Source organism: Pseudomonas rhizosphaerae, from assembly GCF_000761155.1.
In the GTDB taxonomy this organism is placed as follows: domain Bacteria; phylum Pseudomonadota; class Gammaproteobacteria; order Pseudomonadales; family Pseudomonadaceae; genus Aquipseudomonas; species Aquipseudomonas rhizosphaerae.
The window spans coordinates 313036-326649 of sequence record NZ_CP009533.1 but is presented as its reverse complement, the minus strand read 5'-3'; the positions used below and the strand labels follow the sequence as shown (position 1 = coordinate 326649).

Here is a 13614-nt window from a genome sequence, read left to right as displayed (position 1 = left end):
GCATCAGCATCGAAGTCTGTGTTTGCGCAGATAACTTCGGACATCCAGAACAAGGTCAACTTCATGAAACTGAAAACCTTCTACTATGGCGCTGCGTTTCTGTGCGCCGCCACGTTGGCCGGTTGCTCCACCAACACGGTCGTCACGTTGCAGGACGGGACACAGTACATTACCAAGGACGTGCCTGACACCAAGACGAAGGATGGCTTCTATGAATTTGAAGACGTGTCGGGCAAGCATGTGAAGGTCAAGGCGAATGAAGTCGCTACCGTGAAGGAAGAGGATTGATCCGGCCGTAACGCCTGGCGCCGGCGACACACAGGATCACCGCAACGGTGACGCCGAACATGCCGAGGCTGACCTGTTCGTGCAGGAGTGCGGCGGCCAGCGCCAGGCCAAAGAACGGTTGCAGCAACTGAAGCTGGCCGACCGCTGCGATGCCGCCCTGCACCAGGCCGCGATACCAGAACACGAAGCCGATCAGCATGCTGAACAGCGACACGTACGCCAGGCTCAACCAGGCCGGTGTGCTGATGCGCGAAAACGACACGGGCGCCAACCACGCGGTCAAAGGCATCACGACCGGCAGCGACAACACCAGCGCCCAGCAGATCACCTGCCAACCACCCAATGTCTTGGAAATCTTCGCCCCTTCGGCATAGCCGAGGCCGCAGGCCAGAATGGCCAGGAGCATCAGAATGTCGCCGGTCGGTGAGGCGTTCAGTCCCTGGGTGACGGCGAACCCGATGACCAGCAGACTGCCCAGCACCGAGAAAAACCAGAACGCCGGCCGAGGACGTTCACCACCGCGCAGGACACCGAACACGGCGGTGGCCAGCGGTAGCAGGCCGACGAACACGATGGAATGGGCCGACGTCACGTGTTGCAATGCCAGGGCCGTCAGCAGCGGAAAACCGATCACAACGCCCATCGCCACGATGATCAACGACAGTATCTGCCGGCGGGCCGGTCGCTGTTCCTTGAACAGCAAGAGCAGACACAGCGCAAGCACGCCGGCGATGGCTGCCCGCGCCACGGTCAGAAAGACCGGGTCGAATTCCAGCACCGCGATACGCGTAGCGGGAAGTGAACCGCTGAAGATCACGACACCAATGAGGCCATTGATCACACCGCTCGCGGGTTTCTCTGTTGCCGGGTTCTGGTTAGAGGTGCGTTCCATAGTGCGTCCACTCTGCGCTGGGTTGCGTGCAGCGCATCCTATGACCGACTATCACGACAATCAAAAAATTGTCATGGATACATTTCGAGATGGCGGGCTCCCGGTACAAGTCGTTGGTGGACACCTTTGCAGCCGATATCCGCGCCGGGCGTTTGCCGCCGGGTACGCGTTTGCCGACCCATCGCCAACTTGCGGCCACCCATGGCTTGGCCCTGGTCACCGCCAGCCGGGTGTATGCCGAATTGGAGGCCATGGGACTGGTCAGCGGGGAAACCGGGCGCGGGACGTTCGTGCGCGAGACGTCGTTGCCGCCCGGACAAGGCATCGATCAGCCGGACGTTGCGGCGGGCGTGATCGACCTCAATTTCAACTATCCGGCCATGCCGGGGCAAGCCGATCTGTTGCGCGGGGCCCTGCGCCAACTGGCGCTGTCCGGCGACCTGGAAGCTCATTTGCGCTATCAGCCACATGCGGGCCGCTTGCATGAACGGGCTTCTATCGCCCGTCATCTCCTCCAGCATGGCGTCACGGTCGATGCCGAGCAGATTCTGATTGTCAGTGGCGCCCAACATGGTTTGGCGGTGAGCTTGATGGCGTTGCTGCAACCGGGGGACGTGATTGCGGCCGATGCACTGACCTATCCGGGGTTCAAGCTGCTGGCCAAAACATTGCACCTTGAAGTGGTGCCCGTTCCTGTCACGGCCCAAGGGCCGGATCTGGATGCCCTCGCCTCGCTCTGCCGCCGTCGTCCAGTGCGCGCCGTGTACACCATGCCCACGTTGCATAACCCATTGGGTTGGGTGCTGCCGACCGATCACCGCGAGCGCCTGGTGGCGATCGCCCGCGCACATGATCTGACAATCATCGAGGATGCAGCCTACGCGTTTCTGGTGCAGGATCCTCCTCCGCCGATCATCGAGTTGGCGCCTGAAAGAACCCTTTATGTGTCGGGGTTTTCCAAGAACATCGCCACTGGATTGCGCGTCGGCTACGTCGCAGCGCCGATGGACCGATTGGACGCTTTGAAGCGCACGGTCAAGGCCACGACCTGGAACACCCCAGGCGTCATGACGGCCATCACCTGCGTTTGGCTCGACGATGGCACGGTCGCCGCACTGGAAACGCAAAAGCGCGCAGATGCCCGAGCCCGGCAGGCGTTGGCCGACTCGCTGCTGTCAGGGTTGCCCGTGATACGTCACCCCGCTTCGTACTTTCTGTGGCTGCCGCTGGCGGAGGACGCAAGGGCGGACCAGGTCACCCTGGAATTGATGCGCGAACACGTGTCGGTCTCGACGGCCGAGCCGTTCTGCACCTCGGCTCATGTCCCTCATGCCATACGGCTGGCGCTCGGTTCGGTGAGCATGGAGACACTGCGTGAGGCGCTGACCACCGTAAAGCGGGTGGTCGGAGCCTATATCTGATCTCGGTTCACTCAGGTACGAAAACGAGACACGAGGTCGTTCAATTCGACCGCCAGACGCGACAGCTCGTGACTTGCCGCATTGGTCTGCAGGGCGCCGGCCGCAGACTGCGCGGACAGGTCACGAATGGCGACCAGGTTGCTGTCCACTTCACGGGCGACCTGAGCCTGCTCTTCCGCGGCACTGGCGATGACCAGATTGCGTTCGTTGATCTGACCGATGGCAGCAAAGATGTCTTCCAGTACCGCGCCGCAGGCTTGTGTGATTTCCAGAGTCCCTTGCGCACGCAGGGTGCTATCGCGCATCGAGTCGACAGCTTGCTCGGCAGTGGTCTGCACGCTGCCGATCATCTGCTCGATCTCGCGGGTGGACTCCTGAGTGCGATAGGCGAGCGTTCGCACCTCATCGGCGACCACGGCAAAACCGCGCCCCGCCTCACCGGCACGGGCGGCCTCAATGGCGGCATTGAGGGCCAGCAGGTTGGTCTGCTCCGACACGGCACGGATAACGTCCAGTACCTTGCCGATGTTGCGTACTTCGCCGGCCAGTTGCTGGATACGCTCTGCGCTGCCCTGGATTTCAGTTGTCATCAACTGAGTACCGGCGATGTTTTCGCGAACCTGTTGACGGCTTTTCTCCGACAGCGTGTTTGACGCTGTCGCCGCTTGCGAAGTGGACACGGCATTGCGCGCGACTTCTTCGACGGCGCTGGTCATCTGGTTGACTGCAGTGGCGGCTTGTTCAAGTTGCATGTCTTGTTGCTGCAGGCCACGGTTGCTTTCTTCGGTCACCGCGTTGAGCTCTTCGGCCGCCGAGGCCAGCTGGGTCGCGGAACCGGAAATCAGGATCAGGGTGTTGCGCTGGCTGGCTTGCATGCGCTGAAGCTCGACGAACAAGTCACCGATCTCGTTGCGGCCCGTGGCCACGACCTCTTGGGTCAGGTCGCCGTTGGCGATGCGTTTGAAGTGCTCGCCGGCTTCACGAAGCGGGCGCAGTACACGGCCGGAGATGAACATCCAGCAAATCACCGCCAGCGCCAGCGTGATACACGCCAGTGCCAGGGATAGCCGCTTGGCGGTCGCCAGGCGGTCACTGGCGTCCTGGTTGATCTCAGCGGCACGAGCATCCAGGGCGCCGACCAGATTCACGCGGATTTCCTGAAGTTTGGTCATGCCCTTGCCAGCGCTGATGTTGACCACGAAATACTGGTCCGCCGAGCGTGCACGAGTGGCGGCGCGCTGGCCGACGATGGCGGTGCCGTACTCGGCGAACGCGGCCTTCAAGTCGTCGGCGAGCGCCTGAAGTTTCGGGTCGCGTATATCGGCCGTCGAGGCATTGAGTTTGGCAATGGCATCGTTCCAGATGCCTTCACTGCGCACCAGCCGGGCTTCTGCATCCTCGAATCGACCGCCCACGGTTTCGATGAACGCCGATGACACATTGGCACTGGTACGGATGGCCAACAGCAGGGAATTGTTGATGCCGTCAATCTGTTGTGAAGTGTGCCTGAGCTCGTCGACCTGATCATAGCTGCGCACCGCTGATGACCAACTGTTGACGATCGAGAACATCAGCGCGATAACGAATAACACCAACACGCCGATCATGCCTGTGCGGACTTTCAAGTGGGAGAACATGTAGAAGCTCCGGACTGCGAATAGATTGTTGTAATACGCTATCCACGCCAGGCGTTGAAACTTGAGCGGCTTGCCGAGAAGCTGGGCGATCAGCGCACAGTTTGGTGCAAGCTAGCCCTGTATTTTTTGAGTTCGCTCTCGGCACAGATTCATTCGCCTCAGAGCCGTCACTACACGTTGAAGAGAAAGAGCAAATGAAGCTGATCGCCGCGCAAATCCGCCCCGTACCGGGCGACTGTGAAGCAAACATCGCCAAACATATGGCTGCCATCCAGCAGGCCGCAAATTTGGGCGCCAATCTCGTGCTCTTTCCCGAGCTTTCCCTCACCGGTTACGAGCCAAGGCTGGCTGATACCTTGGCGATGGATACGAGCGATAGCCGTCTTGATGAGTTCCAGCAACTGAGCGATCGATATGGGATGCTCATCGCCGTGGGCGCGCCCACCCAGGGACGCGAGGGTATCGAAATCAGCATGATCAGTTTCCAGCCTGGACAGCCGCGTACCTGCTACTCAAAACAGCTTCTGCATGCCGACGAATTACCGTTCTTCGCCGCCGGTAGCCGCAAGCTTGTGCTGAATCACGCAGATGTCGTCTTGGCCCCTGCTATTTGCTACGAATCACTGCAGCCAAGCCACGCCCAAGAAGCTGCACAGTCGGGTGCTCAGGTGTATCTGGCAAGCGTGGCGAAGTCTGAACGCGGGACTGCCTTGGCTAACGAGCATTATCCGATGATTGCTAAAAAGCATTCCATGACGGTACTGATGGCAAACTGTGTAGGGGCCGCCGATGACTGTGTTGCGGCGGGCTGTTCCGCCGTCTGGAACAGACAGGGTGAAATCGTGTGCAGCGCCGATGCCGTTCAGGAAGCGTTAGTCGCCTATGACATGCAGACTGGGGAAGCGAGTATTTTCAGCTTGGTGTGAAAGCTACGCGTGAGCTGATATTTGGCGCGATTCGATAAAGGCGTGGCGCAATTGTGGCGCGATTTCGAGAATCGCGCCAACATCTGGCGCAATCTGTGGCGCGATTCCTTGATGTGCGCCACCTACTTGGGATTCCCCAGCGCCGCTGCGCCGCTACTGCTGCTTAGTCGCAAATCAGCAGCGCATCCACCAACGCCTTCGGACTGATAGAGACCCATCGACAGCTTCCTATGCAGATGTTACGGTATAACATCTACAAATGGCGCGAGGTAATGATTATGAAATCTGGAATTCATCCTGACTATCGAACAGTCCTGTTCCACGACACTGCCGCCGACGTTTACTTCCTGATCGGTTCTACGGTAGAAACGACTCGAACCCAGACTCACACGGATGGCAACGAGTACCCGTATGTTGCCCTTGATGTGTCGAGCGCTTCACATCCGGTGTATACCGGCCAGGTTCGCAAGACACAGGCGGAAGGACGTATCGCCGGCTTCAACAAGCGTTTTGCCGGGTTCACTACCAATCGGTAGACGCCCAACGAGTGATGTTCGTGAACATGATTTTGATCTGGATTATGAGCATCGCTTTCTGGGCTGCCGCGTCTTGGTTCACGGATACCGCGGAGCCGTGGGACGCTGCCAGTTTCTGGACCACCGTCTACCCGGCAGCATTGGTGCTGTCAGGTATTCTGGGCGCAACGTTTCTGCGTTTCAGCCTGACGGCAGGCGCGATAGTGATGTTCGCTCAACTTCCGGTGGCGGTAGCGTCGGCCGGCGCATCACCGCTGCTGGCTGCCGGGTTCATCTACGTGATCCTTCTTTCCATTCCTGCCGTGGTGGTTTCCTGGTTGTCCGGAAGGCTACGGCGTTGGTGCATCGGCTGAATGAGGGCAAATCACTGGCCCCTTCGATCTGCATTGATCCTTACAGTCTCGCGGCGATGAAGTCATCATAGGCGCTCTGATGACCAAGATCCTTCATAAGGAGATGAGAGATGAACCCCCAGGACAACCGCGCAATCGTGAACATGTTGATATTTCCGATTGCTCCAATAGTCGTGATCCCCGTCCTGTCAGTCCTGTGTCAGGACATGTGGCATGCGGCCCACTACACGCCCGGAGAGGACGGCGGCGAGGTTGAGCCTGCCATGGCGCTCGTCATGATCCCTCTGCTGCTGATCATTTTGGCTGTTGTCCTTTCAGCAATAACAGCACTCAATCGCTGGATTGCCCGCAGATTTGCCCCCGGTAACTGGTGGCGTATCGTAGTCGGCGTTCCGCGAGTGCTGTTGGCAGGCGTATCACTCCTGCTTTTTTCCGTCTCCGTCGGCTTCTTCATGGGCGACGTAACGGCGATAGGACATTGGCAGATAGTCTGCGCCTGGATCGCCTGGCTTATTGTGGTAACGACATTCGTTGGCCAACAGTATCGCCGCCTCACTGAATAGAATGGGAGGCGAAAAGCACTGTAGCCCCTAATTTTCTGTCGCGTGGTCTTCAAAGCCCTGAACGTCATGCAGCTCCTGCGGACGCTCAGGCAATGGTTGAGCGATGGCTCGGTCGCGCCGGCACTGACCTGAACACGGAAGTAGGAAATCAAGGCTCACCATTTGAGAATATTCCCGGTGGGCGCCTCCCTGCGAACGTCAACCTTGATCAACTCGTCATTGATGAACAGCATGTACTGATAGGCCCCGCCCCTCGGGCCATAGACGACCACATCCGTTTTTTGCGAGCCCTCTCTTGGCACACCATTGTTGCGCACCACCGGACCATCGCTAGCCTGCGCAACTGGCCTACCGCACGACTGCAAAACGTCATCAAGCTTGTCTCCTGGATTGACCAGCCTTGTTCCGCAACGGCTTGCCGCATCTGCGCTGGGCATGAGCATGCATGCAAGCAGCAACCCTATTGATGACTTGATAAACATCTTGTCTCCTGACCATTGATAGCCGATTACTTGGCGCTTGAACGCCTGGTTATGCCCTTCTTCGACTCGACACCATCCACCGTGCTGAGCCTGCGCCGCCATGCACTGCTGAATGATTGGCAGTAGGTCGCCATCAACCTGAAGCGCGACTTTTCTGCTCATGCTCTTGAGCAGTTCCCGGCACGTGAGACAAAGCGGATCGTCAAGGATGACTGCCTAGCCGCGCCAGCACAGTTGGCAGCGTGCTGCGGCGCGATTCCGAAAATCGCGCCGCTCTCCGAGAGATCGCTAGCCACGAATCAGCAACGCATCCACCAATGCCTTCGCGCCTTCAATACAGTGCACCGTAGCACCGAGCAGTCCTGGATCTACCACTCGGGTATCGCCCATTTCGGACGCCGAAGCGTGAGCGCATGTGAGCAAGTGGGACAATTGCGTCAAAGCATCTTCCAACGCGACGCCCGAATTGACACTGAATATCGGCTGCTTGTCTGAGCCAAAGTGGCCGAACGGCAAGACGTTCGTTTCTGTGATATCGATCATGGTCAAACTCCTTATCAACGATAAACCCTGCACAGGCATACCTATTGCCGGTCTGCTATGTCAGACCCCTGTGGGAGCGGGCTCTGCCCGCGAAAGCCCTGCTGCAATCTACTGCCGCCAAAACTGCCAAAAGCGCCGCAGCGGCTGACTCTCACGTTGCGCATTGCGCCGCGCTTGCTCCATCACGACACGCTGACGCCTGAAACGCTCGGCCAATACATCGCCGTCGGTTTCAGAAAGGTCCGAGGAAAAATGAAACAACGGGTGATCGGGAGGGAGATTGACAACGGGTGGATCGGGGGTCGGCTTGACCATGGTGCAACTCCTGACGGCTTTGATGAACCGCCACCTTCCGCTGCTAAACGAAAAGGGTGGCAGCTGTACGCGGGTTAGCAGACCGGACCGTCAGGCACCCGGCGCACCCGAAGGTGCCCCACGCACAGCCGCCATAGATCGACATTGCAGGCGAAAAAAAACGCCGGCAATGGGTATGGAGGCGCTGTGCGCCTGACGAATTGTTCGAGCTGCTAAACCCGGTCGCTGAATTTGCAGCGACGGTGAGGAGGTTAGCGGAGGTGGGGGGTGAAGGCAAGAATGGAGTGATGTAGGGAATGGCTGTTTTGGGACGGTGGCTGAAAGGCTGCTTTCGGCTGGAAGCAGCCTCTGGCTGAGTGCACCCGTCAGGCAGATGCAGCAAGACCTCAATGGAGTCATGGAGAACGTTGCATGCCTAATAATAAAGGCGATCATCGAATCCAACCTCCGCCCGCCTCGCTCAAAGACTGTTTATTCCGCTTGAAGGATTCGTTTAAGCTCGGAGAGGTGAATGCGCCTGGCATCGGGATCAAGCTCCTCAGCAGCATTCCAAATCGCTTCGATCTTTGGCCTCACTGATTTCGCGATCCGCTGACAATCCACTTGGAGAAGCCGCCGACCGAGTAGCGTTGTTGATGGTTTGGCAAGATCCACCCAACCATCCTTATTGCTGTCCTCATAAATGAAATTTAGTTTCGTACCTGTCATACGACATGCACCGTCAACGGCGACTCCACCGTTCTCGTTCCAGATAATGCAAAGATATTCATTCTTTTCTGTGGTATCTAGAATTTCTGGCCAAGTCTCAAACGACCAACGCTCTACGCCCTGGCCGCCCTGCCCATTGCTTCCATGCTCAATGTGCTCCTCGTCTTCGTGCTGCTTGGCCCGTGCTTCGGCCTCAGGTCCAGGTCTTGAAGTGTACAGAAGGGCGTAGGCGTTCCGACCTTCTAGATCGGTCACTGAATAGTTTTCGAAAGCGAACGGCCCCTTCCGACTGTAATCAGGACGGCCATCCCGATTTTTCTTATAAGTCTCGGTAGCATCGGCTAGGTCTTGGTCTGTGATTGGCCTGCTGTCGGTTGATAACCACAGCCGATTAAACCACTTCTGTGCCGACTCGACTTCATCTCTGTCGACGGTTTTAATTGCCGCTTCGAGCCAGTGCGCAACTTCAATCCCTTCAAATCCCAACCCATTCGCAGAAACGTTTGCAGAGCCGATGATTGCCGAAGTGGGTCCTACCACCAGTTTGGCGTGTAGCCGGTCGCACTGGCGGATCTGGACATGAGCCATTGTTTTTGCTCGATCACATAGCAGTTTGATCACTGCAGGATTCGTTCCCCCGCTTCTGAGATTGCAGATAACTCTCAACGGCTTTCCGTCGTCAGGATGAATTGTTGCATCTGCGCCAGCGCCCCAGAAAGCTACAGCCACATCCAACGAAGCTTCTTGGGCAACCATCGCGCGAAGAGCCTTTGGGTACTGCTCCGGACCAATGAACATCCAGTACTCCTTTCCTTGTAATCAGAGATGAATCAGGAGAATCGAGCGACGGACACATGATGATTCCGTTCTCAGACCTACGTTGCAGCAATCCCACAATGCGTTGAGTAGAAATATGATCCGCCACAGTACAGTTCGCTGATGGCAGCATTTGAGTGAATCATTGCTAATATCGCCAAATCCTGAACAATTAGCAAGGGCCTACGTGCGTGGTTTGAGGCCCCATCAAGCGCCAAAAAAACTACACCTTGATGCGATCGTTTATGACCTCACCACGAAAGCTGGAATCTAATTGAAGCTAATAGATTTTCAACCGCAGAGATAATGCTGAAACCATACATAATATTCAGCAGTTTTGATATCATGCCTATCATGCCACGCTAGAGGTAAGATCAAGGAAGGTGGAGTTTGAACACCGGTACGCCATCGTACTGGTCCATGTCTGGACAGAACGTGTGGAAAAACGGCTAACCTTCGAAAACTAGCTCACCTGCCTGGATGACGAATCACATGATTTATGCAGCATCGGAGGTTTAGAAAATCTCATGATCGAAAAAGAACGGAAGCATAATTACAAAATTATGGTGGTACTCAAGAAACTTTGATCTCCCTCACACACCACGATGAGTTAGAATGCTTGTGGGCTTCGAACATTGGCCTTTCCGCACCATTTATAAAGGACGACTGCCATTCGACCTATGGCGGTTGCTACTTCATGAGCGCCGGTGGCTCAAGCCGCTAAAGCTCGGCTAAGATGATTTGGGTGTATCTAGATTGCATTCGGATTCGCCTGAGTCTCATAGTCTGCTTTTAGCCGGAAGCGCACAGTTCTGACGAAGAAATAACGATCAATCGTCAAATCTCCCTCAACCGCATTTGATCTTAAATTCCGTGCATTCCAACCAGGAATACCCCCATGAAAACCATTGATTTCACTCTCCCTCTCCAGTCTCGTAGTGTGCTGACTTCTGCATAAGGAGATCACTCAGTGAACCCACTGCGCTTATACGTCGATTCGCGATTCATCAGCCCCTACGCCATGTCGGTCTTCGTCTCGCTGATTGAGAAAGGCATCGCCTTCCAGATGACTACCGTGGACCTGCAAGCCCTCGAGAATCAAACGGAGGCCTACGCAGCACTCTCGCAAACCCAGCGGGTCCCGACCCTGGCGGACAGTGACTTCGCCGTGTCCGAGTCCTCTGCGATCACTGAATATCTCGAGAACGCTTATCCTCAGTTTCCGGTTTATCCGCGCGATGTACGGCTACTCGCGAAAGCACGGCAGGTTCAGGCTTGGATCCGCAGCGACCTGCTGCCCATCCGGGAAGAGCGCTCCACGCTTGTCGTCTTCTACGGCGAGAAATCAGGCCCCTTGTCGCCGGCTGCCAGCACGGCAGCGAATAAGTTGTTCCAGGCAGCGGAAGCACTTCTCAAGGACGGTGCGGAATATCTGTTCGGCGAGTGGTCTATAGCCGACGTTGATCTCGCGCTTATGCTCAACCGGCTCATACTTAATGGCGATCCAGTGCCCGCGGCTCTCGTGGCGTATGCGCAACGTCAATGGCAGCGTCCCAGCGTACAGACGTGGGTGGCACTTCAACGTCCGCCGCTTTGAATTCGTTGCACAGCAGCAATGCAGGGGGATGATTGTCCTGACATCCCCCTAATGCAGCGCTCGGCTACCCTCTTCGCCTCGCACGGTCAGCCTGACTTCTTCCGTCGTAGCCCCAGTCTGTTCCGGGGTGTTCCTTTACGACGATGTAAGTCGCAGGATTGAGATCGGGCAACGCACTGCGCAACAGGGCCATGGCGCCAACCATGAACACGGCTTTCTGCTCTTCAGTGTTCGTCCCAGCTGTCACGCACACTTCTAGATGGGCCGCCGTCGGCTGATCAGTACCGCCCACGGTCCAGTGGTGTACGTCCATTACCTCCATCAACACCGAAGTAAGCTCTCTACGCTTTCCCAACGCACTGGCAATCAAGTCGGTCAGTTCATTGCAGAGGTCGCGGCGCTGGTCGACCGGTAGATCAAGTGACATCGTCAGTCTGGCAAAAGGCATGTTCGTTCTCCTGCAGTGATGGAGATCGAATTCTATTTGAGAAAAACGAAACTATAGTTGAGGTCTTCCCAGGCTCTGGCTTGAGTTTTTCTCATGATTGCAGATATCCCGTCTCCTTTGCTTCGCACCTTTGTCGCGGTGGTCGATTGCGGCTCGCTGGCGGCGGCCGCGCGTGTTGCGCGCAGCGAGTCGGCGCTCAGCCTTCAGATTGGGCGTCTTGAAGACATCGTTCGTCAGCCGCTTTTCGACAGGGATGGGCGCGCATTGCGGATCAACGCCACTGGCGCGCTTTTGCTGGGGCATGCGCGTTCGATCCTTGGCCGAATAGACGCAGCACGCGCGGACCTTGCACCGGGCACGGCGGTGCCGGTTCGAATCGGCGTGGTCCAGGATTTCGTGGCAGCGGTTTTGCGCCCAACATTGGCCGACGTCCTGACCGCCACGCCAAGAGCTGCTTTTTCGATCGTCGTTGCGAGCACGGCAGAACTGTTGCAGGCCCTGGGCGAAGATAGAATCGACGTTGCCTTGTGCGCAGGTGAGCCGTTCGGCGGCAACCGAGTCACCCGCCTGCCCATGAAGTGGTTCGGCCATCCGAATCTGCTGCTCGACGACGTGGTTCCGCTGGTGGGCATCACCCTGCCCTGCCCGTTTCTCCTGGCCGCGCAGCGGGTACTGGATGCTGCCGGGCGGCCGTGGCGCATGGCGCTCACCACCCCAAGCCTGGAGGGTCTACGCGCCGCAGTCGAGGCAGGGTTGGGTATCACCTGCCGCACTGAAGCAGGGCTTTGCCTACCGGCCATATCCGACCCATCACTGCCGCAGTTGCCGGACATCGCATACTCTATCGTCGAGCGGCGCCAAGGGAGTGCCAGTACCCGCCCGGCTGTAGACCGAATGACCGCTCACCTTGAATCAGTGCCACAGCACTGAACCCTACTGTGGGGTGATCATCCCGTAGGCGCCATAGGAACTCGACATGCAATTGGAATGGCTGGAAGATTTCATTGAGCTCGCCCGCACTCGCAGCCTTTCGCGCGCAGCGCAGAATCGCTGCGTGACGCACCCGGCGTTCGGCCGACGGATAAAGGCGTTGGAAGACTGGTTTGGCGTCGCGCTGATCGAGCGAAAACAGCCCTTGTCACTGACACCCGCAGGCTTGTTGTTTCTCGAAGCAGCCAGTCACTCCCTGGGCTTGTTGAACAACGCTCGAGCACAGTTTCAAACAGTAGGATCGAGCCGTGACGAGCCTGTGAGGATTGCAACGGGGCGCACCTTGGCCAGCCACTTCTTTCCTGACTGGTACGAAAGCTTGAACCGACGTTTTGGCGCATTTCCCGTGTCGCTCGTTACCAGTGGTTCTCAGGAGGCCATCGCGCGTGTGTCGGCCGGCGAGGTCGACTTGCTGCTGATATTTTCCAGTCCGTTGACCAGGATTCTGCTCGATTCGGATCGGTTCGACTCCCTGGTATTGGCGCGCGAGCAAATGGTGCCTGTCAGTGCTCCGGACAGCCAAGGCTTGCCTCGTTTCCAGATACGCTCGGGCGCCGGCGCCTCGAGCGTGCCGTGGCTGGCCTTTGCTCCTACGCTCGCCTTGCGTGGCGTACTGGCACAGCATCTCGCCGCCTTGCCACAGCGGCTAGCCTTGCGGATGAGTTACCAAGCCGATTCCTACGAGTCGATCCTGCAAATGGCCAAGCGCGGAGCCGGACTGGCGTGGCTCCCCCATATGGTCGTCGATACCGCTTTGAAGGCAGGTGAGTTGGTGCTCGCTGGCGGGGCGGAAATGGCCATCGGCTTCGACATATCCCTGCATCGCAGTCGTTCCAACCAGGCGGAACGGGTCATGCGCATATGGCATGGCCTCGTTGAAGACGCACTCATAACGGGCAATTGAATAAAAGTACTTCGATGGCGCCGGGCTGTAACCCAACAGGGGCAAGTGACGTGCTGATTTGGACCAGACCTGTGCCCAATGAGCAATTGTACCGATTTTGTGGATGAATCAAGTTAAGGCCTGGGTAAGCGGACCGAGGCGCTCAGGTAATTCGGCCCGTCTATAAAAACGCCGCCAGTGCATTGTCATTATCAG

At 57.4% G+C, this 13614-nt stretch carries 16 protein-coding genes; 9 read left to right on the top strand and 7 right to left on the bottom strand.

Features of this window, described 5'->3' with window-relative positions; translation table 11 throughout:
* The first annotated feature begins 63 nt into the window (after nt 1–63).
* Nucleotides 64–288 carry a YgdI/YgdR family lipoprotein gene (locus LT40_RS01525; protein WP_052393191.1) on the top strand — a complete coding sequence of 75 codons (225 nt, stop codon included), beginning with the start codon at nt 64–66 and terminating at the stop codon, nt 286–288.
* On the opposite strand, the gene LT40_RS01520 is transcribed toward LT40_RS01525, so the two are convergent.
* Nucleotides 266–1180, bottom strand: a complete 915-nt coding sequence (locus LT40_RS01520; RefSeq protein ID WP_043185593.1) for a DMT family transporter — start codon at nt 1178–1180, stop codon at nt 266–268. The genes LT40_RS01525 and LT40_RS01520 overlap by 23 nt on opposite strands.
* 89 nt (nt 1181–1269) lie before the next feature.
* Here LT40_RS01520 and LT40_RS01515 point away from each other — a divergent pair, with 89 nt between their 5' ends.
* Nucleotides 1270–2601 (top strand): aminotransferase-like domain-containing protein, encoded by a 1332-nt coding sequence (locus LT40_RS01515; protein WP_043185590.1) that lies wholly within the window; start codon nt 1270–1272, stop codon nt 2599–2601.
* A gap of 11 nt (nt 2602–2612) precedes the next feature.
* Here LT40_RS01515 and LT40_RS01510 read toward each other — a convergent pair whose 3' ends face one another.
* Nucleotides 2613–4238, bottom strand: coding sequence for a methyl-accepting chemotaxis protein (locus tag LT40_RS01510; protein ID WP_043185587.1), 1626 nt, complete (start codon nt 4236–4238; stop codon nt 2613–2615).
* 194 nt (nt 4239–4432) lie between these two features.
* Here LT40_RS01510 and LT40_RS01505 point away from each other — a divergent pair, with 194 nt between their 5' ends.
* From LT40_RS01505 to LT40_RS01490, 4 genes are all read left to right on the top strand, one after another.
* Entirely contained in the window at nt 4433–5164 is a 732-nt protein-coding gene (locus LT40_RS01505) for a carbon-nitrogen hydrolase family protein (protein ID WP_043185585.1), read from the top strand.
* A 278-nt stretch (nt 5165–5442) separates the two neighbouring features.
* A complete protein-coding gene (locus tag LT40_RS01500) occupies nt 5443–5700 on the top strand; it encodes a type B 50S ribosomal protein L31 (RefSeq protein WP_043193214.1) in 258 nt (85 codons plus the stop codon).
* A 14-nt stretch (nt 5701–5714) separates the two neighbouring features.
* Entirely contained in the window at nt 5715–6053 is a 339-nt protein-coding gene (locus tag LT40_RS01495) for a hypothetical protein (RefSeq protein ID WP_052393189.1), read from the top strand.
* Between the two features lie 110 nt (nt 6054–6163).
* Nucleotides 6164–6616, top strand: a complete 453-nt coding sequence (locus tag LT40_RS01490) for a hypothetical protein (protein ID WP_043185582.1) — start codon at nt 6164–6166, stop codon at nt 6614–6616.
* 155 nt (nt 6617–6771) lie between these two features.
* On the opposite strand, the gene LT40_RS01485 is transcribed toward LT40_RS01490, so the two are convergent.
* From LT40_RS01485 to LT40_RS01470, 4 genes are all read right to left on the bottom strand, one after another.
* Nucleotides 6772–7260, bottom strand: coding sequence for a DUF2845 domain-containing protein (locus tag LT40_RS01485; protein ID WP_052393186.1), 489 nt, complete (start codon nt 7258–7260; stop codon nt 6772–6774).
* A gap of 126 nt (nt 7261–7386) precedes the next feature.
* Nucleotides 7387–7641 carry a DUF3077 domain-containing protein gene (locus LT40_RS01480; RefSeq protein ID WP_043185581.1) on the bottom strand — a complete coding sequence of 85 codons (255 nt, stop codon included), beginning with the start codon at nt 7639–7641 and terminating at the stop codon, nt 7387–7389.
* Nucleotides 7642–7749: 108 nt separating this feature from the next.
* Nucleotides 7750–7956 carry a hypothetical protein gene (locus LT40_RS01475; RefSeq protein WP_043185578.1) on the bottom strand — a complete coding sequence of 69 codons (207 nt, stop codon included), beginning with the start codon at nt 7954–7956 and terminating at the stop codon, nt 7750–7752.
* Between the two features lie 471 nt (nt 7957–8427).
* Nucleotides 8428–9462, bottom strand: coding sequence for a phospholipase D family protein (locus LT40_RS01470; RefSeq protein ID WP_043185574.1), 1035 nt, complete (start codon nt 9460–9462; stop codon nt 8428–8430).
* A 988-nt stretch (nt 9463–10450) separates the two neighbouring features.
* On the opposite strand from LT40_RS01470, the gene yfcF reads away from it, so the two are divergent.
* The gene (yfcF, locus tag LT40_RS01465; protein WP_043185571.1) at nt 10451–11077 is read left to right on the top strand and encodes a glutathione transferase; all 627 of its coding nucleotides are present in this window, start codon (nt 10451–10453) and stop codon (nt 11075–11077) included.
* Nucleotides 11078–11141: 64 nt separating this feature from the next.
* On the opposite strand, the gene LT40_RS01460 is transcribed toward yfcF, so the two are convergent.
* Nucleotides 11142–11525: a tautomerase family protein gene (locus LT40_RS01460; protein WP_043185567.1), complete on the bottom strand. Its 384-nt coding sequence runs from the start codon at nt 11523–11525 to the stop codon at nt 11142–11144.
* A gap of 93 nt (nt 11526–11618) precedes the next feature.
* Here LT40_RS01460 and LT40_RS01455 point away from each other — a divergent pair, with 93 nt between their 5' ends.
* Together LT40_RS01455 and LT40_RS01450 are read left to right on the top strand one after the other, a co-directional pair.
* Nucleotides 11619–12455: a LysR substrate-binding domain-containing protein gene (locus tag LT40_RS01455; protein WP_043185563.1), complete on the top strand. Its 837-nt coding sequence runs from the start codon at nt 11619–11621 to the stop codon at nt 12453–12455.
* Between the two features lie 46 nt (nt 12456–12501).
* Nucleotides 12502–13419 carry a LysR family transcriptional regulator gene (locus LT40_RS01450; protein WP_043185560.1) on the top strand — a complete coding sequence of 306 codons (918 nt, stop codon included), beginning with the start codon at nt 12502–12504 and terminating at the stop codon, nt 13417–13419.
* The last annotated feature ends 195 nt before the right edge of the window (nt 13420–13614 follow it).